22 protein-coding genes and 1 riboswitch are annotated in these 24,612 nt (G+C 75.6%); of the genes, 15 read left to right on the forward strand and 7 right to left on the reverse strand.

What is annotated here, in order from left to right:
* Positions 1-108: 108 nt before the first annotated feature.
* The 7 genes from ACZ56B_RS09260 to ACZ56B_RS09290 all read left to right on the forward strand — a co-directional run bounded on the left by ACZ56B_RS09260 (position 109) and on the right by ACZ56B_RS09290 (position 8,249).
* Positions 109-1,494 carry a glycoside hydrolase family 10 protein gene (locus ACZ56B_RS09260; RefSeq protein WP_468787921.1) on the forward strand — a complete coding sequence of 462 codons (1,386 nt, stop codon included), beginning with the start codon at positions 109-111 and terminating at the stop codon, positions 1,492-1,494.
* 231 nt (positions 1,495-1,725) lie between these two features.
* Positions 1,726-1,798: riboswitch (cobalamin riboswitch) on the forward strand.
* 127 nt (positions 1,799-1,925) lie between these two features.
* Complete coding sequence (locus ACZ56B_RS09265) at positions 1,926-3,173, forward strand: prenyltransferase/squalene oxidase repeat-containing protein (protein WP_468787923.1); 1,248 nt, start codon at positions 1,926-1,928, stop codon at positions 3,171-3,173.
* Positions 3,170-3,832: an SCO2322 family protein gene (locus ACZ56B_RS09270; RefSeq protein ID WP_468787925.1), complete on the forward strand. Its 663-nt coding sequence runs from the start codon at positions 3,170-3,172 to the stop codon at positions 3,830-3,832. Before ACZ56B_RS09265 ends, ACZ56B_RS09270 begins: the two co-directional genes overlap by 4 nt.
* Positions 3,825-4,988 (forward strand): energy-coupling factor transporter transmembrane component T, encoded by a 1,164-nt coding sequence (locus tag ACZ56B_RS09275; protein WP_468787927.1) that lies wholly within the window; start codon positions 3,825-3,827, stop codon positions 4,986-4,988. Before ACZ56B_RS09270 ends, ACZ56B_RS09275 begins: the two co-directional genes overlap by 8 nt.
* Positions 4,985-6,649, forward strand: a complete 1,665-nt coding sequence (locus ACZ56B_RS09280; RefSeq protein ID WP_468787929.1) for an ABC transporter ATP-binding protein — start codon at positions 4,985-4,987, stop codon at positions 6,647-6,649. Before ACZ56B_RS09275 ends, ACZ56B_RS09280 begins: the two co-directional genes overlap by 4 nt.
* Positions 6,646-7,485 carry an ECF transporter S component gene (locus ACZ56B_RS09285; RefSeq protein WP_468787931.1) on the forward strand — a complete coding sequence of 280 codons (840 nt, stop codon included), beginning with the start codon at positions 6,646-6,648 and terminating at the stop codon, positions 7,483-7,485. Before ACZ56B_RS09280 ends, ACZ56B_RS09285 begins: the two co-directional genes overlap by 4 nt.
* Positions 7,486-7,832: 347 nt before the next feature.
* On the forward strand, positions 7,833-8,249 hold the full coding sequence (locus ACZ56B_RS09290; protein WP_468787933.1) for an aggregation-promoting factor C-terminal-like domain-containing protein: 417 nt from the start codon (positions 7,833-7,835) through the stop codon (positions 8,247-8,249).
* A gap of 120 nt (positions 8,250-8,369) precedes the next feature.
* Here the strand turns inward: ACZ56B_RS09290 and ACZ56B_RS09295 are convergent, their stop codons facing one another.
* Positions 8,370-10,493: a bifunctional glycosyltransferase 87/phosphatase PAP2 family protein gene (locus tag ACZ56B_RS09295; protein ID WP_468787935.1), complete on the reverse strand. Its 2,124-nt coding sequence runs from the start codon at positions 10,491-10,493 to the stop codon at positions 8,370-8,372.
* Positions 10,494-10,880: 387 nt separating this feature from the next.
* On the opposite strand from ACZ56B_RS09295, the gene proP reads away from it, so the two are divergent.
* Positions 10,881-12,266: a glycine betaine/L-proline transporter ProP gene (gene proP, locus ACZ56B_RS09300; protein WP_468787937.1), complete on the forward strand. Its 1,386-nt coding sequence runs from the start codon at positions 10,881-10,883 to the stop codon at positions 12,264-12,266.
* A 102-nt stretch (positions 12,267-12,368) separates the two neighbouring features.
* The gene (locus tag ACZ56B_RS09305; protein ID WP_468787939.1) at positions 12,369-13,049 is read left to right on the forward strand and encodes an O-methyltransferase; all 681 of its coding nucleotides are present in this window, start codon (positions 12,369-12,371) and stop codon (positions 13,047-13,049) included.
* Positions 13,050-13,058: 9 nt separating this feature from the next.
* On the opposite strand, the gene ACZ56B_RS09310 is transcribed toward ACZ56B_RS09305, so the two are convergent.
* On the reverse strand, positions 13,059-13,451 hold the full coding sequence (locus ACZ56B_RS09310) for an FHA domain-containing protein (RefSeq protein WP_468787941.1): 393 nt from the start codon (positions 13,449-13,451) through the stop codon (positions 13,059-13,061).
* Between the two features lie 98 nt (positions 13,452-13,549).
* On the opposite strand from ACZ56B_RS09310, the gene ACZ56B_RS09315 reads away from it, so the two are divergent.
* Complete coding sequence (locus tag ACZ56B_RS09315) at positions 13,550-13,972, forward strand: DnaJ family domain-containing protein (RefSeq protein WP_468787943.1); 423 nt, start codon at positions 13,550-13,552, stop codon at positions 13,970-13,972.
* Here the strand turns inward: ACZ56B_RS09315 and ACZ56B_RS09320 are convergent.
* From ACZ56B_RS09320 to ACZ56B_RS09330, 3 genes are all read right to left on the reverse strand, one after another.
* A complete protein-coding gene (locus ACZ56B_RS09320; RefSeq protein ID WP_468787945.1) occupies positions 13,961-14,629 on the reverse strand; it encodes a hypothetical protein in 669 nt (222 codons plus the stop codon). The genes ACZ56B_RS09315 and ACZ56B_RS09320 overlap by 12 nt on opposite strands.
* 5 nt (positions 14,630-14,634) lie before the next feature.
* Positions 14,635-15,306, reverse strand: coding sequence for a hypothetical protein (locus tag ACZ56B_RS09325; protein WP_468787947.1), 672 nt, complete (start codon positions 15,304-15,306; stop codon positions 14,635-14,637).
* Positions 15,307-15,430: 124 nt separating this feature from the next.
* Positions 15,431-17,521, reverse strand: coding sequence for a DHA2 family efflux MFS transporter permease subunit (locus ACZ56B_RS09330; protein ID WP_468787949.1), 2,091 nt, complete (start codon positions 17,519-17,521; stop codon positions 15,431-15,433).
* Positions 17,522-17,681: 160 nt separating this feature from the next.
* On the opposite strand from ACZ56B_RS09330, the gene ACZ56B_RS09335 reads away from it, so the two are divergent.
* Positions 17,682-18,851, forward strand: coding sequence for a peptidoglycan-binding domain-containing protein (locus tag ACZ56B_RS09335; protein WP_468787951.1), 1,170 nt, complete (start codon positions 17,682-17,684; stop codon positions 18,849-18,851).
* Between the two features lie 27 nt (positions 18,852-18,878).
* Here ACZ56B_RS09335 and ACZ56B_RS09340 read toward each other — a convergent pair whose 3' ends face one another.
* Both ACZ56B_RS09340 and ACZ56B_RS09345 read right to left on the reverse strand, forming a co-directional pair.
* Complete coding sequence (locus ACZ56B_RS09340) at positions 18,879-19,562, reverse strand: HAD-IA family hydrolase (RefSeq protein WP_468787953.1); 684 nt, start codon at positions 19,560-19,562, stop codon at positions 18,879-18,881.
* A gap of 246 nt (positions 19,563-19,808) precedes the next feature.
* Positions 19,809-20,390, reverse strand: coding sequence for a TMEM165/GDT1 family protein (locus ACZ56B_RS09345; RefSeq protein ID WP_468787955.1), 582 nt, complete (start codon positions 20,388-20,390; stop codon positions 19,809-19,811).
* A 403-nt stretch (positions 20,391-20,793) separates the two neighbouring features.
* Here ACZ56B_RS09345 and ACZ56B_RS09350 point away from each other — a divergent pair, with 403 nt between their 5' ends.
* The 4 genes from ACZ56B_RS09350 to ACZ56B_RS09365 all read left to right on the forward strand — a co-directional run.
* Entirely contained in the window at positions 20,794-21,438 is a 645-nt protein-coding gene (locus tag ACZ56B_RS09350) for an HNH endonuclease family protein (RefSeq protein WP_468787957.1), read from the forward strand.
* Positions 21,439-21,505: 67 nt separating this feature from the next.
* A complete protein-coding gene (locus ACZ56B_RS09355) occupies positions 21,506-23,152 on the forward strand; it encodes an alkaline phosphatase D family protein (protein ID WP_468787959.1) in 1,647 nt (548 codons plus the stop codon).
* Positions 23,153-23,404: 252 nt separating this feature from the next.
* Complete coding sequence (locus ACZ56B_RS09360; RefSeq protein ID WP_468787961.1) at positions 23,405-23,857, forward strand: DoxX family protein; 453 nt, start codon at positions 23,405-23,407, stop codon at positions 23,855-23,857.
* 253 nt (positions 23,858-24,110) lie between these two features.
* Positions 24,111-24,612 (forward strand): DedA family protein (locus ACZ56B_RS09365; RefSeq protein ID WP_468787963.1); only part of this gene is annotated, 502 nt, incomplete at its 3' end.

Raw genomic sequence — 24,612 nt, forward strand, 5'->3', positions numbered from 1 at the left:
TCACCGCAGCTATTCGGAACCGAGTCCGAAATTTTCGAATCATCGCACGGCAGACGATCCCAGCCCTCCGCGCCGAGGGACCCCCACCGGAAAAGGGATGGCATGCTCATGATCAGAAGGAAGGCCGGGGCCGCGGCCGCCGGAGGCAGGGGCCGCCTGCGCGCCGCCCTGAGCGCCGCCACCACCGCCCTGCTCACCGTCACCGCGCTCGCGGCACTCCCCCGGACCGCCCACGCCGCCGACACCCTGGGCGCGGCGGCCGCCGAGAAGGGCCGCTACTTCGGTGCCGCGGTCGCGGCGCACCGCCTGGGCGAAGCGCCGTACGTCTCCACGCTGAACACCGAGTTCACCTCGGTGACCCCCGAGAACGAGATGAAGTGGGACGCCCTGGAGCCGAGCCGCGGCTCCTTCGACTTCGGCGCGGCCGACCGGATCGTGGACCACGCCCGGAGCCGGGGCATGGACGTCCGGGGACACACCCTGGTGTGGCACTCCCAGCTGCCGGGCTGGGTCTCCGCGCTGGGCGCCGCCGACCTCCGGTCGGCCATGAACCACCACATCACCCAGGTCATGACCCACTACAAGGGCAAGATCCACTCCTGGGACGTGGTCAACGAGGCGTTCCAGGACGGCGGCAGCGGCGCCCGGCGCAGCTCGCCCTTCCAGGACAAGCTCGGCGACGGGTTCATCGAGGAGGCGTTCCGCACCGCCCGCGCGGCCGACCCGGACGCCAAGCTCTGCTACAACGACTACAACACCGACGGCGTCAACGCGAAGAGCACTGCCGTCTACAACATGGTCAGGGACTTCAAGGCCCGCGGCGTGCCGATCGACTGCGTCGGCCTCCAGTCCCACTTCAACCGCAACTCGCCCGTCCCGTCCGACTACCGGGCCAACATCCAGCGCTTCGCCGACCTCGGGGTCGACGTGCAGATCACCGAGCTGGACATCGAGGGCTCGGGCCAGGCCCAGGCCACCGACTACGGCAACGTCGTGCGGGCCTGCCTGGCGGTGACCCGCTGCACCGGCATCACGGTGTGGGGCATCCCGGACAAGTACTCGTGGCGGGCGAGCGGAACGCCGCTGCTGTTCGACGACAACTACGGCAAGAAGCCCGCCTACCACGCCGTACTGAGCGCGCTCGGCGGCTCCTCCGGCGGCGACCCCGGCGACCCGGGCACCCCGGGCGCGGCCTGCACCGCCACCTACACCACGGCGGAGGACTGGGGCGGCGGTTACAACGGCAAGGTGACCGTCACGGCGGGCAGTTCGCGGATCAGCAACTGGAGCGTGAACGTCACCCTGACCGCCCCGCAGAAGGTCACCACGGTCTGGAACGGCACCCCCGCCTGGGACAGCAGCGGCAGCGTCATGACGGTGCGGTCCAGCTGGAACGGCACGCTGGCGCCCGGCGCCTCGACCAGCTTCGGCTTCACCGTGAACCGGAACGGCGGCTCGACGCCCCCGCAGGTCGGCGCCTGCACGGCCTCCTGACCGCACCCCTCGCCCCGGCCGGCCCGCGTCCCCGCCGACGGACGCGGGCCGGCCCCGTGCGGCGTCCGGCCCCGTGCGGCGTCCGGCCCCGCGGCACCCGGCCCACCGCTCCGGCGGCCGCCGCGCCTCCCCGCCCCACCGCCGCCGTGACCCCGGTCACCCCGGGAAGCCGCCCCCGGCCCCTCTCCCACGGCCGGGTAGAGTGACGGGGTCGTCATCACACCCGTACGGGGGGAAGCCGGTGCAATTCCGGCGCTGACCCGCAACCGTGAGCCGTCCTCGGGGGCGGCGAGCCGGAATGCCCCGGACGGACGTGACCGGCTCACGTGTCCGGCGCTCCGCCGGGCACGGCACCGTCGAGGTATACGGAGCCGAGCCGCCGGGGTGTCCCCTGCTGCGCGGTTCCCCGCAGGGAGAGGCACCCGCCGATCATGAACGTCCGCCGCAGCGCAGCGGTCCTGGCCGCCGCCGCCGTGATCGGCGCCGCCGCGCCGGCCGCCGCCGCCCCGTCCCCCTCCCCGTCACCGTCCCGGGCGGAACTCCCGTCCGCCCTGTACGGCGACGGCGACCCGCAGTACGACGGCGTCTGGCGCCAGTCGCTCGCCCTGCTCGCGCAGCACGCGGTGGGCGCCCGGCCGCCGCAGCCGGCCGTCGACTGGCTGGCCGGACAGCAGTGCGCCGACGGCTCCTTCGCCCCGTACCGCGCCGACACCGCGAAGGCGTGCGACGACGGGACGGCGGTCGACACCAACCAGACCGCCGCCGCCGTCCAGGCCCTCGCCGCGCTCGGCGGCCACGACGCCGTGACGGAGAAGGCCGTCGACTGGCTGAAGTCCGTGCAGAACGAGGACGGCGGCTGGGGCTACACGGCGGGTGGCGCCACCGACACCAACTCCACCTCCGTCGTCATCGGCGCCCTGGCCGCCGCCGGCGAGCGGCCGGCCGACGTGCGGAAGGACGGCAAGTCCCCCTACGACGCCCTGCTGGCGCTGGCGCTCCCCTGCGACGCCGAGGGTGCGGGCGCCTTCGCCTTCCAGCCGGACGAGAAGGGCGGGCTGGTCGCCAACGCGGACGCCACGGCGGCGGGCGTCCTCGGCGCGCTCGGCGAGGGCCTGGCCGTCGAGCCGGGCGAGGACCCGGAGCGGACCGCGCGGGCGGAGGCCGGCTGCGCGGAGGCCACCACCCCCGAGCAGGCCGCCGCCAACGGCGCCGCCCACCTCACGGCCGTCCTCGCCGAGGACGGCCACCTCACCTCCGCCCTCGCCGGTGCCGAGGACCAGCCCGACCACGGCAACACCGCCGACGCGGTCGTCGCCCTCGCCGCGCAGGGCTCCGCCGAGCAGGCCGCCGCGTCCCTGGCCTGGCTGGAGAAGAACGCCGCCGACTGGGCCGCCCGGAGCGGTCCCGCCGCCTACGCCCAGCTGATCCTCGCCGCCCACGCCACCGGCTCCGACCCGCGCGACTTCGGCGGCACCGACCTGGTGGAGAAGCTCGCCGCGACCGGCCCGGCCGCGCAGGCCGGCCAGGACGGCAAGGGCGAGAGGAACACCCTGGAGGCGCGGGACGCGGCGGAGGAGGAGAAGGACTCCGGCTCCGGCGTCTGGTGGCTCGTCGGCGCCTGCCTGGTCGCCGGCGCCGGCGTCCTGGTCGGCGTCCGCGCGAAGAGGCGACAGCCGTGATACGCCGCGCCGCCGTCCTGTTCCTGGCCGCGCTCCTGCCGCTGCTGGCGGGCGCGGGCCCGGCGCAGGCCACCGGCTACCGCTACTGGTCCTTCTGGGAGCGCGACGGCGGGGCGTGGACGTACGCCACCCAGGGCCCCTCCCTCGCCCGCCCCTCCGACGGCGACGTCCAGGGCTTCCGCTTCTCCGTCAGCGAGGACTCCGCCGACGCGGCGCAGCCCCGCAACGCCGCCGACTTCGCCGCGGTCTGCGCCGGGACCCCGCCGCGGGACGGCACGAAGCGCGTCGCCCTGGTGCTCGACTTCGGCACCCCCGCCGACGCCCCCGCCGACGAGACCCCGCCCGCGCGCCGCACGGCCTGCGCGCAGGTCCCCCCGGACGCGACGACGGCCGAGGCCCTGGCCGCCGTCGCGGGACCCCTGCGCTACGACAGCAGCGCCCTGCTGTGCGCGATCGCCGGGTACCCGGCGCAGGGCTGCGGGGAGCAGGTGTCGGGGTCCGGGACGTCCGCGTCCGCGCAGGAGTCCGCCCCCGCCCGGGAGTCCGCGGGCGAGGAGGGCGGACCGGCCGGCGGCCCGTCCCTCGGCCTCGTCGCCGGGATCGCCGTGGTGGTGCTCCTGGGCGCGGCGGCGACCTGGCAGGCCCGCCGTCGTGGCTGACGACGTCCGCCCGCGGGGGCGCTCCGGCGCCGCCGGCCCGGTGGCGCCGGACGTCCCCGCCGCCCGCCGCCCCCACGGCACCCCGCTCCACCCCGGCGCCTGGTGGCTGTGGGCCCTCGCCCTGGGCACCGCCGCCACCCGCACCACCAACCCGCTGCTGCTCGCCCTGCTCCTCACGGTCTCCGCGTACGTCGTGGCGACCCGCCGCCCGGACGCGCCCTGGGCCCGCTCCTACGGCGCGTTCGTCAAGCTCGCCCTCGCCGTGCTGGTCGTCCGCCTCCTCTTCGCGATCGTCCTCGGCTCCCCCGTCCCCGGTACGCACGTGCTCGTCCACCTCCCCGAAGTCCCGCTCCCCGACTGGGCGCAGGGCATCCGCCTCGGCGGCCGGGTCACCGCCGAGGCCCTCGTCTTCGCCCTGTACGACGGCCTGAGACTCGCCACGCTGCTCGTCTGCGTGGGCGCCGCGAACGCCCTCGCCCACCCCTCCCGCCTGCTCAAGTCCCTCCCCGGCGCCCTGTACGAGATGGGCGTGGCCGTCGTCGTGGCGCTGACCTTCGCCCCGAACCTGATCGCCGACGTGCAGCGCCTGCGCGCCGCCCGCCGGCTGCGCGGCCGCCCCGACAAGGGACTGCGCGGTCTGCTGCAGGTCGGACTCCCGGTCCTGGAGGGCGCGCTGGAGCGTTCCGTCGCCCTGGCCGCCGCGATGGACGCCCGCGGCTACGGCCGCAGCGCCGAGGTCCCGCCGGCCGTCCGCCGGACCACCGCCGCCCTCACCCTCGGCGGTCTGCTCGGCGTCTGCGCCGGCACGTACGGACTGCTCACCGCCGAGGGCGGCACCTACGGCCTGCCCGTCCTCCTCACCGGTCTCGCCGCCGCCCTGGCGGGCCTGCGGCTGGGCGGGCGGCGCACCCTGCGCACCCGTTACCGGCCCGACCGCTGGGACGCCCGGGCCTGGCTGGTCGCCGGTTCGGGGGCGGTGGTCGCGGCGCTGCTGGCCCTCGCCGCCGCCCGCGACCCGGCGGCCCTGCACCCCGGCGTGGTCCCGCTCGTCGCGCCCGTCCTCCCCCTGTGGCCCGCGGCGGCCGTCCTGATCGGCCTGCTCCCCGCCTTCGTCACCCCCGCCCCCGTGGGCGCCACCCGCAAGGAGCCGTCGTGATCCGCTTCGAGAACGTGTCGGTGACGTACGACGGCCTGGCCGAACCCTCCGTCCAGGGCGTCGACTTCGAGGTCCCCGAGGGCGAACTGGTCCTCCTCGTCGGCCCGTCCGGCGTCGGCAAGTCCACGGTGCTGGGCGCGGTCAGCGGCCTGGTCCCGCACTTCACCGGCGGCACCCTGCGCGGCAGGGTCACCGTCGCCGGCCGCGACACCCGCACCCACAAGCCGCGCGAACTGGCCGACGTGGTGGGGACGGTGGGCCAGGACCCGCTCGCCCACTTCGTGACGGACACCGTCGAGGACGAACTCGCCTACGGCATGGAGTCGCTGGGCCTGGCCCCGGACGTGATGCGCCGCCGGGTCGAGGAGACCCTCGACCTGCTGGGCCTGGCCGACCTGCGCGACCGCCCGCTCTCCACCCTCTCCGGGGGCCAGCGGCAGCGGGTCGCCATCGGCTCGGTCCTCACCCCGCACCCCCGGGTGCTGGTCCTGGACGAGCCGACCTCCGCGCTCGACCCGGCGGCGGCCGAGGAGGTCCTGGCGGTCCTCCAGCGCCTGGTCCACGACCTGGGCACCACGGTCCTCATGGCCGAGCACCGCCTGGAACGCGTCGTGCAGTACGCCGACCAGGTGGTCCTGCTGCCGGGTCCCGGCGAGCCGCCGCTCCCCGGCACCCCGGCGGAGGTGATGGCGGTGTCCCCCGTCTTCCCTCCCGTGGTGGACCTGGGCCGCCTCGCCGGCTGGTCCCCGCTGCCGCTCACGGTCCGGGACGCGCGGCGCAGGGCGGCCCCGCTGCGGGAACGCCTCGCCGGCCGGGAGCCGCGGCGGGACGCGGCCCCGGCGCCCGCGCCGCCCCCGGCCGGCCGGCGCCGCCTGCTGCCGCGCGCGAAGCCGGACGTCCCGGCCCCCGCGTACGTGGCCGAGGTCCGCTCCCTCGCCGTCCGCCGCGACCGCGTCCAGGCCCTGCGCCACGTCGACCTGACCGTCGTCCCCGGCGAGACCGTCGCCCTCATGGGCCGCAACGGTGCCGGGAAGTCGACGCTGCTGAACGCGCTCACCGGCCTCGTCGAACCGTCCGCGGGATCGGTCCGCACCGGCGGCGCGGTGCCCCACCGCACCCGCCCCCGCGACCTGGTCCGCCGCGTCGGCCTGGTGCCGCAGGAACCGCGCGACCTGCTCCACGCCGACACGGTCGCCGCGGAGTGCGCCGCCGCCGACCAGGACGCGGGCGCGGAGCCGGGCACGTGCCGCGCCCTGCTGTCCGAACTGCTTCCCGAGGTGGCCGACGACACCCACCCCCGCGACCTGTCCGAGGGTCAGCGCCTGGCCCTCGCCCTGGCGGTGGTCCTGGCCGCCCGTCCGCCCCTGCTCCTGCTGGACGAGCCGACCCGCGGCCTGGACTACGCGGCGAAGGCCCGCCTGGTGGCGATCCTGCGCTCCCTGGCCGCCGGGGGCCACGCGATCGTCCTGGCCACCCACGACGTGGAACTGGCGGCGGAGCTCGCCCGGCGGGTGGTCCTGCTCGCCGAGGGCGAGGTGATCGCGGACGGCCCGGCGGCCGAGGTGGTGGTGGCGTCCCCGTCCTTCGCCCCGCAGGTGGCGAAGGTCCTGGCCCCGCAGCACTGGCTCACGGTCTCCCAGGTCCGAAAGGCGCTGTCGTGACCGCCGGCGGCACCGGTGCGCGGCGCCGGGCGCGGGCCGTCCGGCTGGGTCCGCGTTCGCTGGCGGCCCTGGCGCTGGTGAGCGCGGTGGGCGTGGCCGGCTTCGGCTGGCCCTTCCTCGCCCCGCCCGAGTCCGCCGTGAACGCCCACGCCCAGGACGCCCCCTGGCTCTTCGCGGGCCTGCTGGTCCTGCTGGTCGCGGTGGTGGCGGCGACGATCTCCGAGTCCGGTCTCGGCCCGAAGGCGGTGGCGATGCTCGGCGTCCTGGCGGCGACGGGCGCGGCGCTGCGCCCCATCGGCGCCGGGACGGCCGGTCTGGAGCCCATGTTCTTCCTCATGGTGCTCAGCGGCCGGGTCCTCGGTCCCGGCTTCGGCTTCGTCCTCGGCTCGGTGACGATGTTCGCGTCCGCCCTGCTCACGGGCGGGGTCGGCCCCTGGCTCCCGTTCCAGATGCTGGCGATGGGCTGGTTCACGGCGGGCGCGGGCCTGCTGCCGGGCCCGGACCGCCTGCGCGGCCGCGCCGAACTCCTGATGCTGGCGGCGTACGGCTTCCTGGCGGCCTTCGCCTACGGCACCGTGATGAACATGGCGGGCTGGCCCTTCATGTCCGCCCTCGCCTCGAACATCTCCTTCGACCCCGGGGCGGCGGTCCCCGCGAACCTGGCCCGCTTCCTGGCCTACTGCCTGGCCACGTCCCTCGGCTGGGACCTGGGCCGGGCGCTGGTGACCGTCGTGCTGACCCTGTCGTTGGGCGCCCCGGTCCTGCGGGCCCTGCGCCGTGCCACCCGGAGGGCCGCCTTCGAGGCGCCGGTCACGTTCGACGCCCCCTCCCGGTGAGGCGTCGCACGCGGTGCGTGACCGGACGGTGAACCACCCCACATGACGCGGATCACCTACGAGGCGGGGCCGTAGCCGGCGGGGCGGCACCGGACCCCGCCGCCGCCCCGCCGCCACCGCGCCGACCCGCTCCCCGGGGCGCCGCCCCTCACCGGCACGGCGTCCGATATGCGACCTCGGTTAGTAAAAGGGCTCTTTGCGGGCAAAACCCGGATTTGCTTCCGTGGAGCGGTCGCCGGGCGCCGACGTGCCCTCCCGGGCCGCGGCGCCGGCGCACGCCCCGCCGCGCACCGCACGGCGTCCGGCACGCGCACCGCGCCCCCCTGTTCCCGACCGAAAGGCCGCCCGTGTCCGCCGCTTCCCTCCTCCGCTCCCTCGCCGCCCCGAAGAAGGCCGCCGCCGGCGCCGCCCTCGCCGCCGCCGCCTGCGGCACGCTGATCGCCGCCGCTCCCGCGCACGCCGCGCCGGCGGCGGCCGGCTCGGCCCGGGCGACCGCGCAGCAGATGATCGGGGACCCGGCGCAGTACCGGTGCTTCTCGGAGATCGTCCAGCGCGAGAGCAACTGGGACGCGACCGCCACCAACGCCTCCAGCGGCGCGTACGGCCTGGTCCAGGCCCTGCCGGCCACCAAGATGGCCTCGGCCGGCTCCGACTGGAAGACCAACCCCGCCACCCAGATCGCGTGGGGCCTGGACTACATGAACGGCCGTTACGGCAGCCCCTGCGCCGCCTGGGACTTCTGGCAGGCCAACCACTGGTACTGATCCCGCTCCCGCCCCCCGTACCGAAGGCGGCGGCCCCCTGATCCCCGGGGCCGCCGCCTTCGCCGTGCCCCGGGGTCCCCGGCTCCCGGTTCCCGGCGCGGACACCGGGCGGGCGCCGGATCAGCTCGGAGCGCGGTCCCTCACCGGCACCGGCGGCTCGCCGCCGACCCCGCCGCCGCCCTCGCCACCGGCACCGGTCCCGGTACCGGCCTCGTCACCGTCACCGGCGCCGCCACCGGTCCCGGAGCCGACCCCGCCACCGGCCGCGGCCGTCCGGGCGCGCGGCCCCTGGAGCAGGTACGTCAGCGCGAAGCCGGCGCCGACGACGAGCGCGCCGCCGACCGCGTCCAGGATCCAGTGGTTGCCGGTGGCGACGATCGCGGCGGCCGTGAACAGGGGGTGGAGCAGGCCGAGCGCCTTCATCCACGTCCTGGGCGCGATGACCGCGACGACCAGCCCGCACCACAGGGACCAGCCGAAGTGCAGCGACGGCATCGCCGCGTACTGGTTGGTGAGGGCGGTGAGGGTGCCGTAGTCGGGCTGGGAGAAGTCCTGCACCCCGTTGACGGTGTCGATGATCCCGAGGTGCGGCATCAGGCGCGGCGGGGCCAGCGGGTAGAGCCAGAAGCCGACCAGGGCGAGGAGGGTGGTGAAGCCGAGGCTCGAGCGGGCCCAGCGGTAGTCGACGGGGCGGCGCCAGTACAGCAGGCCGAGGACGGCCAGCGGGACGGCGAAGTGGAACGACGTGTAGTAGAAGTCGAAGAAGTTCCGCAGCCAGCCGATCCCCACCACGGCGTGGTTGACCGCGTACTCGACGTCCAGGCGGAGCACGCGCTCGAGGTCGAGGATCTGCTGCCCGTGCTCCTCGGCGCGCTCCCGGCCGCCGGTCGCCGCGAGCCGGACCTTGGAGTACGCGGCGTACGTGACCCGGATCAGCAGCAGTTCGAGCAGGAGGTTCGGGCGGGTGAGCACCCGGCGCAGGAACGGCAGCAGCGGGACGAACCGGAAGCGGGCCGGGACCGGGGCGGCGTACCGGGTCGGGACGGGCGAGTGGAAGTACGGCGAGGTGCGGGAGAGGAACGGGACGGCGGTCGCGGCGGCCAGGGCGGCGAGGAGGACGACGTTGTCGCGCAGCGGGTCCAGCACGGCCAGGTCGGGCAGCATCATCCTGGCCGGCAGCGTCATCACCAGGACGACGGCGACGGGCCACACCGGCCGGTCGGAGGCGCGTGTGCCGACCCGGCCGACGGCCGTGAGGAGCACCCACAGCAGCTGGTGCTGCCAGGCGGTCGGGGAGACGGCGAGGGCGGCGCAGCCGGTGACGGCGACGGCGAGCAGCATCTGGCCGTCGCGGGCGTAGTGGACGGCGCGGTGCAGGCCGAGGGCCACGACGGCGGCGCCGAGCAGCAGGAAGAGGCCGGTCTCGACGGGGCCCTCCAGGCCGAGCCGGAGCAGGGCGCCGTGCAGGGACTGGTTGGCGAGGTCGTCCGCGGGGCCGCCCAGGCCGGCGCCCGCCACGTGGTGCACCCAGTAGGTGCGGGAGTCCTGCGGCAGCGCGGTCCAGGCGAGCGCGGTGGCCGCGGCGAAGGTGAGGCCCGCGGTCGCGGCGGCCCGGCGGCGGCCGGTGAACCACAGCAGCGGCGCGAAGAGCAGCAGGGTGGGCTGGAGGGCCGCCGCGACGCCGATCAGGACGCCGCCGGCCCGCTGCCCGCGCACGACGAAGCAGCCCAGCAGGACGAGGAGGACCGGGATGATGCTGGTCTGGCCGAGCCACAGGGTGTTGCGCACCGGCAGGGACAGCATGAGCAGGCTGGTGGCGACCGGGACGGCGAGCAGCGCGGTGCGCCGGCCGACCGGCCGGGGCAGGGCGCGGGCGGCGACCACGCCGAGGGCGGCGACCAGCAGCAGCGTGCCGAAGGTCCAGCCCCAGCCGAGGGCCTCCTCGGCCGAGCGGGCGAGGGGCTTGAGGACGAGCCCGCCGAAGGGGGTGCCGGTGAAGCGGGTGGAGTCGTAGAGGGAGCCGCCGACGCGCAGCACGCCGTCGGGGCCCACCCAGGTCCCCAGGTCCGTCAGCCGTTCCCCGCGCGGGGAGCTCAGGACGACGGCCACCTGCCGCACGGCCAGGACGGCGGCGAGCAGCCACAGTCCGAGGCGCGCCGCACGCAGCCGTGCCTGGGTGCCCCCGGCGGCCGTCCCCCCGAACGCCGCCTTCGCCGGTCGCCCGCTGTGCTCCGCATTCGCCACGCCCCGTCGGCCTCCCGCCCCATTCACCCGCACGTCCCGTACGCGGGGTTCATCCTGCGAACCTTATGAGGCCCGCACCGCCCCTGGACAGAGACGCAGGTGGCGTCCGTGCCACCTGACGCCCCGCACGTCTTCGTCCGGACGGCGGCGGACCGCGGGGGCCGGGCGGCGTCCCGCCGGCGCGACATGCGTCACAGCGGACGGCCGGCCGGGGCGCCGCCGAGAGGTGCTGCGGCCCTGCCCACACCGCATTCAGGTGCTACATGCAGCTAAACGCATACCGTCCGTGAACGGGACAAGTGCGCCTATCGTCGCCTTTCGGCCCGAGCGACAGCGCCGCCGCGCGGACCCGTCCCCGTCCCCGTCGAAAGGTAGGCGAGCGAAGTCTTGTCGACTGCCTCAGTCGCCGCTCCCCCGTCCTCGTCCACGTCGCGGAAGCACGGCCCCGCAGCCCCCACCGTCACCGACCCCGCGCTCGTCCGGCGCGCCGTGAAGGCGGCGGCGCTCGGCAACGCGATGGAATGGTTCGACTTCGGCGTCTACAGCTACCTCGCGGTCACGCTGGGCAAGGTCTTCTTCCCCTCGGGCGACCCCACCGCCCAGCTGCTGTCCACGTTCGGCGCCTTCGCCGCGGCCTTCCTGGTCCGCCCGCTCGGCGGCCTGGTCTTCGGTCCGCTCGGCGACCGCGTGGGGCGGCAGAAGGTCCTCGCCCTCACCATGATCATGATGGCGGCGGGCACCCTCGCCATCGGTCTCATCCCGTCCTACGCCGCGATCGGCGTGGGCGCCCCGATCCTGCTGCTGGCCGCCCGCCTGGTGCAGGGCTTCTCCACCGGCGGCGAGTACGCCGGCGCCTCCACCTTCATCGCCGAGTACGCCCCCGACCGGCGGCGCGGCTTCCTCGGCAGCTGGCTGGAGTTCGGCACGCTCGCCGGGTACGTCGCCGGCGCGGGCCTGGTCACCCTGATGACCGCGCTGCTCTCCCCGGACGACCTGCTCTCCTGGGGCTGGCGCGTCCCGTTCCTGATCGCGGGCCCGATGGGCGTCATCGGCCTCTACCTGCGCACGCGCCTGGAGGAGACCCCGGCGTTCGCGGCCGAGGCGGAGAAGGCGGAGCGCGACCGCCCGAAGGTGCCGCTGCGCGAGATGGTGACCGGCCAGTGGCGCGCGCTGCTGCTGTGCGTGGGCCTGGTGCTGGTCTTCAACGTCACCGACTACATGCTGCTGTCGTACATGCCGAGCTACCTCACCGGCGAGCTGGGCTACGACGCGACGCACGGCCTGCTCGTGGTCCTCGGCGTGATGGTGCTGATGATGGTCGTCCAGCCGTTCGTCGGCGCGCTGACCGACCGGGTCGGCCGCCGCCCGGTGATCGCCGCCGGGTGCGCCGGGTTCCTGGTGCTGTCCGTCCCGGCGCTGCTGCTGATCCGCGAGGGCAGCCTGCTCGCGGTCGCCGCCGGCCTGGGCGCCCTCGGCCTGCTGCTGGTGTGCTTCACCGCGGCCATGCCCTCCGCGCTCCCGGCGCTGTTCCCGACCCGCGTGCGCTACGGCTCGCTGTCGATCGGCTTCAACGTCTCGGTGTCGCTGTTCGGCGGCACGACCCCGCTGGTGGTCACGGCCCTGATCGGCGCGACCGGCGACGTGATGATGCCCGCCTACTACATGATGGGCGCGGCCGTCGTCGGCGGGTTCGCGGTGTGGCGCATGGCGGAGTCGGCGGGACGCCCGCTGCCCGGTTCGGCGCCGTCGCTGGAGCCGTCCGGGACACGCTGAGGGCACCGGCGGGAAATCCCCCGACGGTGGGCCCGGGCGCCACTATCTTCGTCAGCGCCACCGGTCGGGCCGGCCGACCGGACGGACGGAAGGTGCAGGCGCATGCGCGAGCCGCGGCTCTGGCGGGACGTGGACGACTACCTCACCGCCCACGTCCTGCCCGAAGCCCTCGAGGACGACGCGCTGGCGGCCGCCCTGCGCGACAGCGAGGCCGCCGGTCTCCCGCCCATCGCCGTCGCGCCGGCCCAGGGCAAGCTGCTCCAGCTCCTCGCCCGGGTGCAGGGCGCCCGGCACGTCCTGGAGATCGGCACGCTCGGCGGCTACAGCACCATCTGGATGGGCCGCGCCCTCCCGCCCGACGGACGGCTGATCTCTCTGGAGCACGACCCCCGGCACGCCGAGGTCGCCACCCGCAACATCGCCCGCGCGGGACTCGGCGGGCAGGTCGAGGTGCGGGTGGGCCCGGCGCTGGAGTCGCTGCCCCGGCTCGCCGACGAGAACCCGCCCCCGTTCGACCTCGTCTTCATCGACGCGGACAAGGCCAACAACCCGCACTACCTGGAGTGGTCCCTGAGGCTCACCCGCACGGGCAGCCTGATCGTCCTGGACAACGTGGTGCGGGGCGGCCGGGTGGCGGACCCGGACGCCACCGACCCGGACACGCTGGGCACCCGCGCCGCGCTCGACCTGATCGGCAGCCATCCGCGGCTGAGCGGTACGGCGATCCAGACGGTCGGCGCCAAGGACCACGACGGCTTCGCGCTGGCCCGGGTGCTGGCGTGAGCCGGCGCCTCACGCCTCGTGGTAGAAGCCCACGTTGACGCTGCGCGGGGCGGTGCGGTCCTGGATGACGACCTCGCCGCTGCCGCCCCGGGGCAGCGCCACGGTGCCGCCGTAGGGCACCGGGTGGACGTGCTCCCCGACGGTCAGCCGCACCTCCGAGGACGGCTCGGGCAGCGAGCCGCGCAGCCAGGTCAGCTGCCAGGAGCCGTCCTGCAGGCACTGGAACTCCAGGTGGACCCGGGAGACGAACAGCCAGTCGTCCGGCGTGGAGAGCCGGCACACCGACCTGTCCCGGCCGACCCGCACCACGGCGCCCGGCTCGCTGGGCGCGTCGGCCATGAGCATGCCGGCCGTGGCGCCCGCTTCCGCCGCGGAGACGGCGGCCATGGTGAGTTCGAGCACGTGCGCTCCTCCTGAGGCGTCCTGGCGCGCGGCCGGATCGGCTCGCTGCCGCCGCATGATAAAACGCCCGACTGCGCGGTGTCCGGCACAATGGCCCCATGACCGAGCGGAAGCCACCCGGCGTCGAGTTCGAGTCCTGGGTCGACAAGCAGATCCGCGACGCGGAGGCGCGCGGGGAGTTCGAGCGGCTGCCGGGGGCGGGCAGGCCGCTCCCCCGTGACGTGGAGACCGCCTACGACGAGCTGTGGTGGGTCAAGCGGAAGATGGCCCGCGAGGGCTTCTCCGTGCTCCCGCCGGCGCTGGCCCTGCGCAAGGAGGCCGAGGACGCGCTGGAGGCGGCCCTGGCGGCCCCCTCGGAGCGGATCGTGCGGAGGATCCTCACGGAGATCAACGACCGGATCCGCGAGATGATGTTCAAACCGCCGCCCGGCCCCCCGCTGGGCAAGAAGCCGTACGACGTCGAGGACGTCGTACGGCAGTGGCGGGAGCGCCGGGCGGCGGCGGGCGGGTCAGACGCGTAGCAGCCGTTCCGCCAGCTCCCGGTAGTCCCGCAGGGTGAGGCGCAGCTGCTCGGTGTCGGTCGCCGCGACGCCCGCGCCGTCGCCGGCCTCGCCCGCCCGCCAGGAGTGGCGCAGGGTGCGGCGCCGCTCGTTCACCGCTTCCGTGAGGCGCGCGGTGAGCTCCTCCAGGACGTGGTCGGCCTCCTCGACGGCGCCCCGCGGCCCGTCGACGAACCCGGCCACGGCGTGGTGCAGCCGCGCGGTGAGCTTGTCGGTGTCGTCGTGCCGGAGGAGACGGTGACGGGGGGCCGCGGCGTCCGCGCCGTCGTGGCCCGGACCGTCGTGTCCCCCGCCGGTCCGCTCCGCGCCGTGGTGCGCGGTGCCGCCGTCCGGGGTGCCGCCGGGAGTGCCGCCGGTCTGCGGGTGGGCGGCCACCAGCGGGCTCCCGCCGCCCGCGCCGGAGGCGGTCCGGTCGGAGGCGGTCCGGTCGGAGGCGGTCCGGCCGGGGTCCCGGCCCGCGTCCTCGCCGGTGCCGAAGGCGTCCCGGTGGGTGCCGGGGGTGCCGGACGTGCTCGGCGCGCCGGGGACGTCCGGGGCCGTGCCGGCGCCGGCGCCGGGAGCGGCGCGGGTGCCCTCCGGGGGCAGTCCGCCGTCGGTGCGTCGGGTCGTGTCGGGCATGTCGCTCAGCTCTCCTTCGTCTGGTGACGGTGGAACACCGACGTCGTGCGGTGGTCGCGGCCGGCCGGGGACCTGTGCCCGTCGTCCGCGGCGGCGCGGTGGCGTCCGCGGTCGTGGGCGGACGGGTGGATCAGTTCGTCGAACAGGGCGCGGGCCTCGACCATGGCCTCGCGCATCTCCTCGGTCCCCGCGCCGCCGTCGTGCGCGCCCCCGGCGCGCGCCTGGGCCACGCGGTGCACGCGCCGGTAGCCCTCGACGTGGTGCGCGTGGTGCACGGACAGCGCGGCGAGCTGGTCCTCGTAGTGCCCGCCGTCGGGGAAGCCCTTCGCGCCGGCCAGCTCGGCGAGCAGCCGGTCCGCCTCGGCGAGCGCCTCGCCCGGCGAGTCGACGAACCGCTCCTGCGCGGCCGTCCAGCGCGCCTCGTAGCGCTCCCGTTCGGCGGGCTCCAGGGGCCGCTGCCGCAGGTCGCCGTGGCGCTGCACGCGCTCGGCGAGTTCCCGCTCGGCGGCCTTGACGTCCCCGTCGTGCCGGGCGACGGCCCGGTCGTACTCGGGCCCGAAGCGCCGCTTCAGGTTCGCGCCGTGCCGCGGGCCGCGGGCGCGCAGGGTCAGGAAGACCGCGCCGGCGACGACGAGCGCGGCGATCACGATCAAAGCAATGATCAGGCCAGTGGACATGGATGCCTTCCGGGTTCTCGGCCAGGCCGGCACTCCTCTCGAGCCGGTTCATCCACCGGGTTGCCCGAGGATTCGCCCACAAACAGTCACCGGACCCCACCGGTCCGGAGTCGGCCGGCCGGGGTCACCCGGCCCGGGTGACCCGGCGTTCGCGGTGCGGGCGCTCGCCCTGCGCGCCGCACAGCTCGCCGGTCAGCTCGTGCACCAGCCGCACGAGGTCGGTCGGGCGGTCCGGCCCCCACCAGTCGCCGAGCAGTCCGGCCAGGGACTCCTCCCGGGCCCGCGCCAGCCGCTCGGCCGCCTCGCGCCCCTCGTCGGTCAGGACGAGGTCGAGGCCCCGGCGCACGGCGAGGCGGCGCACCTCGACCTGGCGGGCCGCCTCGATGACGACGTCCAGCGGGACGGTGCCGCGCTCGGCGAGCCGGGCCGGTTCCACCGTGCCGTACCTCCTGATCCGCAGCAGCAGCCAGCTCGCCGCGGGCAGCAGGTCGTAGCCCGCGCGGGCGGTGATCTCCCGGTAGACCTCGCGCCGTCCCTCCCGGGTGCCGAGCAGGGACAGCGCGCGGTACACCTCGTCGTACGACGACCGCTCCACGGGGTTGCTGGCCAGCGTCTCGGTGCCGTCGGGCGCGGTGACCGAGGCGCGCAGCCTGTCCTCCCTGAGGAACCAGGCCAGCACGAAGGCGAGGGCGGCGACGGGGGCGGCGTAGAGGAAGACGTCGGTGATGGCGGAGGCGTAGGCGTCGGTGGCCGAGGCGCGCAGCGCGGGCGGCAGGGCGCCGATGCCGCGCGGGTCGGCCTCCAGCGCGTCGGCGGAGACGCCGGGCGGGAGGGGGGCGCCGCGGAGGGCGTCGGTGAGCTTGTCGTCGAGCCGGGCGGCGAAGACCGTGCCGAAGACGGCCACGCCGAACGAGGCGCCGATCGACCGGAAGAAGGTCGCGCCGGAGGTGGCGACGCCGAGGTCCTCGTAGGGGACGGCGTTCTGCACGATCAGCACCAGGACCTGCATCACCAGGCCGAGCCCGAAGCCGAAGACGAAGAAGAACAGGCTCAGCACGGCGGCGGAGCTGTGCGTGTCGAGCTGGTGGAGCAGCAGCAGCCCGAGGGTGGTGACGGCGGTGCCCGCGATCGGGAACACCTTCCAGCGGCCGGTGCGGCTGATGATCTGCCCGGACCCGGTCGAGGCCAGCAGCACGCCGGCCACCATCGGCAGCATGTGCACGCCGGACACGGTCGGGGAGACGCCCTGGGCCACCTGGAGGAAGGTCGGCAGGTAGGTCATCGCGCCGAACATGGCGAAGCCGATGACGAAGCTGATCAGGGCGGAGAGCGTGAAGGTGCGCACGCGGAACAGCTTCAGCGGCAGCACCGGTTCGGCGGCCCGCCGCTCGGCGGCCACGAAGGCGGCGGCGAGGACGGCGCCCAGCACCGCCAGCCCGGCGATCTGCGGCGAGCCCCAGTCCCAGGTGGTGCCGCCGAGGGAGGCGACCAGGACCAGGCAGGTGGCGACGGAGGCGATGAGGAAGGTGCCGAGGTAGTCGATGACGTGCTTCGTCGACCTGCGCGGGATGTGCAGCGCCGCCGCGATCACGGCGAGCGCGACGATCCCGAGGGGCAGGTTGACGTAGAACACCCAGCGCCAGCTCAGGTGCTCGGTGAACAGGCCGCCGAGCAGCGGCCCGAGCACGCTCGTCGCGCCGAAGACCGCGCCGAACAGGCCCTGGTAGCGGCCGCGTTCACGCGGGGGGACGAGGTCCCCGACGATCGCCATCGACAGCACGATCAGCCCGCCGCCGCCCAGTCCCTGGAGCGCGCGGAACGCGATCAGCTGGAACATGTCCTGCGCCGTGCCGCACAGCGCCGACCCCACCAGGAAGATCACGACGGCGGTCTGGAAGAGCTTCTTGCGCCCGTACTGGTCGCCCAGCTTGCCCCACAGCGGGGTGGCGGCGGTGGAGGCCAGCAGGTAGGCGGTGACCACCCAGGACAGGTGCTCCAGGCCGCCCAGCTCGCTGACGATGGTGGGCAGCGCGGTGGCCACGATGGTCTGGTCGAGGGCGGCGAGCAGCAGGCCGAGCAGCAGCACGCCGATCGAGAGCAGGACGTTGCCGGACACCTGCTCCGGACCGCCGGCGGCGGGGGCCGGCGGTCCGGCGCCCGGCGCGGGCCGCGCGTCGCCCGCCTCCGGCGTCGTTCCGTGCGCGTCCCCGGCCATGAAGACCTCCACAGGTTCTCGTCTTCACCCTCCATCGTGATCGGTGTGACCCGTTATGGCCTGTCGAGCCCCGGCGGAAGTCTCCATTCCGGGGGCACGCGGACCGGACTGTGAAGAAGATCTGCATAATCTCTGGAGTTCGCGAGGGGAGGGGCGGCACGTGGAGCAGCCGAACGGGAACCCGTGTCCGGAGTGCGGCGCGCCCAGACACCGGGACAACACGCCGTCCTGCGCCTGCACCCTCCGCGCGTCCGACGCCCTGCGCGACGCCCGTACGGCGGAGGCGGCCGCGGCGGAGGACTTCGACCCGCTGCGCATCCGGCCGTACGTCGAGCTGGACGGCGGACCGGCCGGCGGCGCGCCGGGCCGTGCGCCGGGGGCCGGACCGCGGGGCGAGCGGGAAGCAGAGCGGGAGCCGGGGGCGCGGGGCGCGCCGGACGCCCCCGCGGGGTCCGGGACGCCGCACGCGGCCGACGCGACCGTGCGGTTGCGCGCCGTCCCCCCGGACGCCGCGGACGCTCCGGGCGCGTCCGGCGCGCCGCGCGCCGGGCACTCCGCCCCCGTCCTGCCCACACCGCTCGCGCCGCCCACCACCGAGCCGAGCGCCACGGACCTGGACCTGTTCGCGACCGGACACCCGCACCCGTCCGGGCCCGCCCCGGCCGGGGACGGCGCCGCCGGTCCGGCCGCCGCTCCCCCGCGCCGGCGCCGCCGCACCGGCCTGCTCGCGGCCGCCGGGGCCGTCGTCGCCGTGGTGGGCGCGGCCGGGTGGGCGAGCGGGCTGTTCTCCTACGAGCCGCCGTCCCGGGACGGCGCGCCGCCGCAGGACATCAGGGCGGGTGTGCCGGACCTCTCGTCCGCCCCGCCGTCCGCGGCGCCGGCGACGAGCGCGTCCTTTGCCGCGCCGCCCTCCGCCTCCGCCTCCGCCTCCCCGTCGGAGCCGGCCTCCGCGAGCGCGGACGCGAGCCCGTCGGCCTTCCCCTCGCCCTCGGCGTCCAGCACCGGCCCGAGCCCGTCGGAGCCGGCCGGACCGTCCTCGGCCCCCACGACCGCCGCGCCCGCCGGCACCCCCGGGAGGGCGGACGAGGACGACCGCGAGGCCACCGCCGCTCCCGTCCTGAGCCGCGGCGACCGGGGCCCGGAGGTCACCGAACTGCAGCTGCGCCTGCGCCAGCTGTACCTGTACAACGAGGAGGCCGACGGCCGGTTCAACCGCCGCACGGAGGAGGCCCTGCGCGCCTACCAGTGGACCCGCGGCCTCCAGGGCGAGCTGGGCGTGTACGGTCCCGGGACCCGTGCCCGGCTGGAGTCGGAGACCCGGGAGCCGTAGGCGGCCGCACGGGGGCCGCGGGCGGGGTCACGCCCCCGCGCGCCCGGGCCGCTCCGTCACGTGCAGCCGGATCGTGCCCCCGGGGCCGGCCTCCACGCGCACCCGGGTCAGGTCCCGCACGACCGCGTCCGGCGCGTGGAAGCCGGCCCGCGGGCCGACGCCCACGACCCGCATCCCGGCGGCGCGGCCCGCGGCGATGCCGGCACCGGAGTCCTCGAAGACCACGCAGTCGGCGGGGTCGACGCCCAGCTCCGCCGCGGCCTTCAGGAAGCCCTCGGGGTGCGGCTTGCTCGCGCCGACGGACTCGGCGGTCACCCGCACCGCGGGCAGGTCCAGCCCGGCGGCGGCCATCCGGGCGGTGGACAGGGCGACGTCGGCGGAGATCACGAGCGCGTGCGGCAGCCCCTTCAGCGCGGCGAGGAACGCGCGGGCGCCCGGGATCTCGACGACCCCCTCGGTGTCCGCCGTCTCCTCGGCGAGCATGCGCGCGTTGTCCGCGTGGTTCTGCTCCGCGGGCCGGTCCGGCAGCAGCAGCGCCATCGACGCGTGCCCCTGGCGTCCGTGCACGACCTTCATGACCTCGTCCCCGTCGAGCCCGTGCCGTTCGGCCCAGCGGCGCCAGACGCGTTCGACCGACGCGTCGGAGTTGACGAGGGTGCCGTCCATGTCCAGCAGGAGGGCGCGGGCGGTGAGTACGACGGTGGCCGTCATCGGCAGCTCCAGGGCGCGGGGAGGGGCTCGGGCCGGGGCCCGAGGGGCCGTCGGGCGCGGCGCCCGGGAGGTGCCGGGCCCGGGGCCGGGGGACAAGGCGGCCCCGCCCGCCGGTCAGGGAAAACGGGCGGGGACCACTTTGTTCCTCCACGGTACAAAACAAACCCGGCATCCCGCCACCGTCTGCACCGATCGTTCACCGGGACTTCGGTCCCCCGCCGCCCGGGCCGGCCCGCACGCCCCCCGTCACCCGGTGACCGCCTCCCACAGGCTCCACACGCCGAGGCCCAGCATCAGCAGCGCCGCGATCCGCGTGATCAGCTTCAGCGGGACCCGCTTCATCAGCGCCTTCCCGCCGACGATGCCGAGCCCGGCCACCGACCACAGCGCGAGCACCGCGCCCAGCCCGACGGAGAGCGGGTCCTCGTAGCGGGCGGCGAGGTTGGCCGTCATGATCTGGGTCAGGTCGCCGAACTCGGCGACCAGGATCAGCATGAAGCCCGCTCCGGAGACCTTCCAGAAGCTCTGGTTCTCCGGCCTGCGGATCTCTTCCTCGCCCTCGTCCTTCTTCAGCAGCAGCATCGCCGCGCCGCCCAGGAAGAGCACGCCCGTGAGCGCGTGCACGAGCTGCTGGGGCAGCAGCGTGAGCACGCTTCCGGCCGCCACCGCCAGCGCGACGTGCAGGGCGAAGGCGGCGGCGACGCCGGCGAAGACGTAGGAGGCGCGGTAGCGGGTGCCGAGGACGAGACCGGCGAGGGCGGTCTTGTCGGGCAGTTCGGCCAGGAAGACGACGCCGAAGGTGACGGCCGTCACGGTCAGGCTGATCAACGGTTCCTCAATCGGTCGGGGCCGCCCCACCGAGAGTGCTGTGCGCTGTCGCGGGACACCTCGGCACGGCAGCGCACACGGAGTCCGCGCCGCACGGCGCGGACCTGCACTGCTTGCCGAAGGTCTCGCTGGCCGGCCCCGCGTCGCGAGGTCCGCCTCCGGGCGCCGGCTCAGGCGGGCTGAGCAGTGTGTCGACGGTCCGGCGAAGAGCTACTCCCCTTCTGCGCCGTCCATGGTACGCGAACCTCCCGCCGGCCCCGGGCGCGGAAGTTTCACACGTCAACCATAGACGTGTCATGGCCGCGTCACTAACTTCTTACCGGACACACCCCTCCCCGCCATCCGGAGCGGTGAGCATTTCCCTGCTCGCACTCCAACGCCCCCACTCCACAAGGGAGTTCGCATGCCGAAGCTCTACGCGCGTCGACGGGTCGGCACGGTCGCGGCGCTCACCGGACTCATAGCCTCGCTCGGGCTGCTCAACGGCCCGAGCGCCTCCGCCGCCCTGCCCACCCCGGTCAGCGCCGCCACCGCCCGCGGTTACCTCGCCACCCTCCCCGTGGCCCCGGAGAACCGCACCGGCTACAGCCGCGACCTCTTCCCCCACTGGAGCACCGTCAGCGGCACCTGCAACACCCGCGAGACCGTCCTCAAGCGCGACGGCACGAACGTCGTCACCGACTCCTCCTGCGCCGCCACCAGCGGCAGCTGGTACTCCCCCTACGACGGCGCGACCTGGTCCGCCGCCTCCGACGTCGACATCGACCACCTCGTGCCGCTCGCCGAGGCCTGGGACTCCGGCGCGGGCTCCTGGACCACCTCCCGGCGCCAGGCCTTCGCCAACGACCTGACCCGCCCGCAGCTCATCGCCGTCACGGACAACGTCAACCAGTCCAAGGGCGACCAGGACCCGGCCACCTGGATGCCCTCGCGCACGGCCTACCGCTGCACCTACGCCCGCGCCTGGGTGCAGGTGAAGTACTACTACGGCCTGTCGGTCGACTCCGCCGAGAAGTCCGCGCTGCAGGGCCACCTCGCCAACTGCTGAGTGTCGCGACCTCCCCGGCGCCTCCGTCGCTGCGTACCGTACGTGGCGACGGAGGAAGGGGGCACCCATGGCCGGACTGCGGCTCGGACCGCTGCTGAGGTACGTCGACGGCTCGTCCGCGACCGTCTGGGTCGAGACGAGCGGCCCGGGCACCGCCGAGGTGCGCTGCGCGGACGGGGCCGGCGGGACGTCCGGCACCTTCCGGGTCGCCGGGCACCACTACGCGCTCGTCCGGGTGACCGGCCTGACCCCGGGCACGGCCACGCCCTACGAGGTGTTCCTGGACGGCACCCGGGTGTGGCCGCCCGCCGAGGACCCCTCCCCGCCCCTGCCGCCCTCCGTCATCCCCGCCCCGGGCCCCGGCGACCGCGTGCGCGTCGCCTTCGGCTCCTGCCGCTGGGCCTCCCCGCCCACCGGCGAGCACGACCCGATCGGCCCCGACGCCCTGGACACCCTGGCCGGGCGCATCGCCGCCGACCCGGACGGCGAACGGCCCGACGTCCTGCTCCTCCTGGGCGACCAGGTGTACGCCGACGAGACCTCCGACGCCACCCGCGCGTGGCTGGCCTCCCGCCGCGACCTGGACGAGCCCCCGGGCGGCCAGGTGGCCGACTACGAGGAGTACACCCGCCTCTACTACGAGTCCTGGCTCGACCCGCGGGTGCGCTGGCTGCTCTCCACCGTCCCCAGCTGCATGGTCTTCGACGACCACGACGTCATCGACGACTGGAACACCTCCGCCTCCTGGGTCGAGGACATGCGCGCCACGTCCTGGTGGCGCGACCGGCTGCTCGGCGGCCTGATGTCGTACTGGGTGTACCAGCACCTGGGCAACCTCTCCCCCGCCGAGCTGGCGGCGGACCCGCTGTACGCGGCCGTGCGCGAGGGTCCCGACGGCACGGAGGCGCTGCGCGACTTCGCCTCCCGGGCCGAGGCCGACGCCACCACCGTGCGCTGGAGCTACCGGCGCGACTTCGGCCGGGTGCGGCTGCTGATGGTGGACAGCCGCGCGGCCCGCGTCCTGGCGGAGGGCGAGCGCGCCATGCTCGACCCGGGAGAGGCGGCCTGGCTGCGCGAGCAGGTCCTCGACGGCCGCGGCTCCTACGACCACCTCCTCATCGGCACGTCCCTGCCCTGGCTGCTGCCGCACCTGGTGCACGACGTCGAGGGCTGGAGCTCCGTGCTGTGCCGGGGCGACAAGGGCGCCCGCTGGGCGCGGCTCGGGGAGAAGCTGCGGCGCGCGGCGGACCTGGAGCACTGGGCGGCGTTCCCGGAGTCCTTCGCCGGCCTGGCGGAGCTGATCGCCGAGGCCGGTACGGGCCCCGGGGCCCCGGCGACGGTGTGCGTGCTCTCCGGGGACGTCCACCACGCCTACGTCGCCGAGCCGAGCTGGCCGGGGCGGGCCGGGCCCGACGCCCGGGTGGCGCAGCTGACCTGCTCCCCCGTCCACAACTCCATCCCGCGGTCGATGAGGATCGGCTTCCGCTTCGGCTGGAGCGCCGCCGCCCGGCGGCTCGGCGGCGTCTTCGCGCGGCACGCCGGCCTCCCCCGGCCGCCGGTCACCTGGCGCAAGACGGGCGGGCCGTGGTTCGGCAACCAGCTCATGACGCTGACCACCCGGGGGCGGACGGCGATGCTGCGGCTGGAGCACACCCAGGAGGACGAGGCCGGGGCGCGCCTGAGGACGGTGACGAAGACCTGGCTGAGCCGGTGACCGCCGGCGAACCTGTGAGCCGCCTGTGCAAGGAGGTGTGCATTCGGTCACGCCGTTGAGCACCACGGCGGGGTGGCGGCCGTATTGACGTGCGGTGACGGACCGGCGGCCGCCGCGAGCCGGAGCGATTCCACGGCCGAATGTTGAACTTGCAAGTAATGGTTAGGGGTGCCTAACGTGGGGCTCCGACTCGGTTCCGTCCCCCTGGACCGGCCCCGCCCGGGGGTCGGCTCGACCGAAGGAGACCCCCACATGACCGAACGCCTCAACAGCGCCCAGCCCTATGCCCTGGGCCTGTTCCGCATAGTCGTCGGCCTGCTGTTCGCCTGCCACGGCGCCGTCCACCTGCTCGGCGCGCTCGGCGGCACGGACGGCAGGGGCGGCACCGTCGAGATCGGCACCTGGCCCGGCTGGTACGCGGCCCTGATCGAACTCGTCTGCGGCGGCCTGGTCCTGCTCGGCCTCGGCACCCGCGCCGCCGCGTTCCTGGCGTCCGGCGCGATGGCGTACGCGTACTTCAAGGTGCACCAGCCCGAGGCGCTGTGGCCGATCCAGAACAGCGGCGAGGGCGCGGCCCTGTACTGCTGGGCGATGTTCCTGCTGGTCTTCACCGGCTCCGGCGCCCTCGGCCTGGACCGGCTGTTCGCCAGGCGCTCGCCGGCGGAGGGGAAGCGGACGGCGGACCAGCCCCCCGTGGCGGTCTGACCGGCCCGCCCGGCACCGGAGGGTCGTCCTCCCCGGGCGGGGACGGGCACCCTCCTCACGCCCCCGGCGCGGGACGGCGGATCCCCGGGCCCTCCGGTCCTCCCGGGAACGCCCGGCACCGGGTGCGTGAACCCCCCGTGACCTTTCCGTCACACACCCCGCGTACGCTGTATGGCTGTCAACGGTCACTCCTGCCGCTCCCCCCGCGACACCGCGGCACGGTCTGACCCACGGGGGAGCACGGGGAGTTCGGGTGGACAGTCTCGGGTCGCTGGTCGGCAGCCCATGGATCTACGCGGCGGTGGCCCTGTCGGTCCTGCTCGACGTCTTCCTGCCGGTCCTGCCCAGCGGGGTCCTGGTGATCGCCGCGGCCACGGCGGCGGCCGCGGGCACGGCGGCCGAGGTCCCCGACGTCCTGGCGCTGACCCTGTGCGCCGCCACCGCCTCCGTCCTGGGCGACCTGGTCGCCTGGCGTCTCGCCTGGCGCGGCGGCCCCCGTCTGGACCGGGCGATCGCCCGGTCCCGGCGGCTGACCCGCGCGCAGGAACGTCTCGGTTCGGCGCTGGCCCGGGGCGGCGGCGCCCTCGTCGTCCTCGCCCGCTTCGCTCCGGCCGGGCGCTCGGTCGTCTCCCTCGGCGCCGGCGGGGGGGGGGGGGGGGGCCGCGGGGTCCTCCCCTGGTGGGCCATGACGGGACTGTCCTGGGGCGAGGACAGCGCGACCCTCGGCTACCCCGGCGCCCACCGGCCCGAGGAGA

Source organism: Streptomyces sp. NPDC034670 (genome assembly GCF_055574875.1).

Excerpts from the sequence above, each read along its gene's own strand:
- ACZ56B_RS09260 (WP_468787921.1), top strand. The coding sequence starts at position 109 with ATGATCAGAAGGAAGGCCGGGGCCGCGGCCGCCGGAGGCAGGGGCCGC.
- ACZ56B_RS09265 (WP_468787923.1), top strand. The coding sequence starts at position 1,926 with ATGAACGTCCGCCGCAGCGCAGCGGTCCTGGCCGCCGCCGCCGTGATC.
- ACZ56B_RS09305 (WP_468787939.1), top strand. The coding sequence starts at position 12,369 with ATGCGCGAGCCGCGGCTCTGGCGGGACGTGGACGACTACCTCACCGCC.
- ACZ56B_RS09315 (WP_468787943.1), top strand. The coding sequence starts at position 13,550 with ATGACCGAGCGGAAGCCACCCGGCGTCGAGTTCGAGTCCTGGGTCGAC.
- ACZ56B_RS09320 (WP_468787945.1), bottom strand. The coding sequence starts at position 14,629 with ATGCCCGACACGACCCGACGCACCGACGGCGGACTGCCCCCGGAGGGC.
- ACZ56B_RS09325 (WP_468787947.1), bottom strand. The coding sequence starts at position 15,306 with ATGTCCACTGGCCTGATCATTGCTTTGATCGTGATCGCCGCGCTCGTC.
- ACZ56B_RS09330 (WP_468787949.1), bottom strand. The coding sequence starts at position 17,521 with ATGGCCGGGGACGCGCACGGAACGACGCCGGAGGCGGGCGACGCGCGG.
- ACZ56B_RS09340 (WP_468787953.1), bottom strand. The coding sequence starts at position 19,562 with ATGACGGCCACCGTCGTACTCACCGCCCGCGCCCTCCTGCTGGACATG.
- ACZ56B_RS09350 (WP_468787957.1), top strand. The coding sequence starts at position 20,794 with ATGCCGAAGCTCTACGCGCGTCGACGGGTCGGCACGGTCGCGGCGCTC.
- ACZ56B_RS09355 (WP_468787959.1), top strand. The coding sequence starts at position 21,506 with ATGGCCGGACTGCGGCTCGGACCGCTGCTGAGGTACGTCGACGGCTCG.
- ACZ56B_RS09360 (WP_468787961.1), top strand. The coding sequence starts at position 23,405 with ATGACCGAACGCCTCAACAGCGCCCAGCCCTATGCCCTGGGCCTGTTC.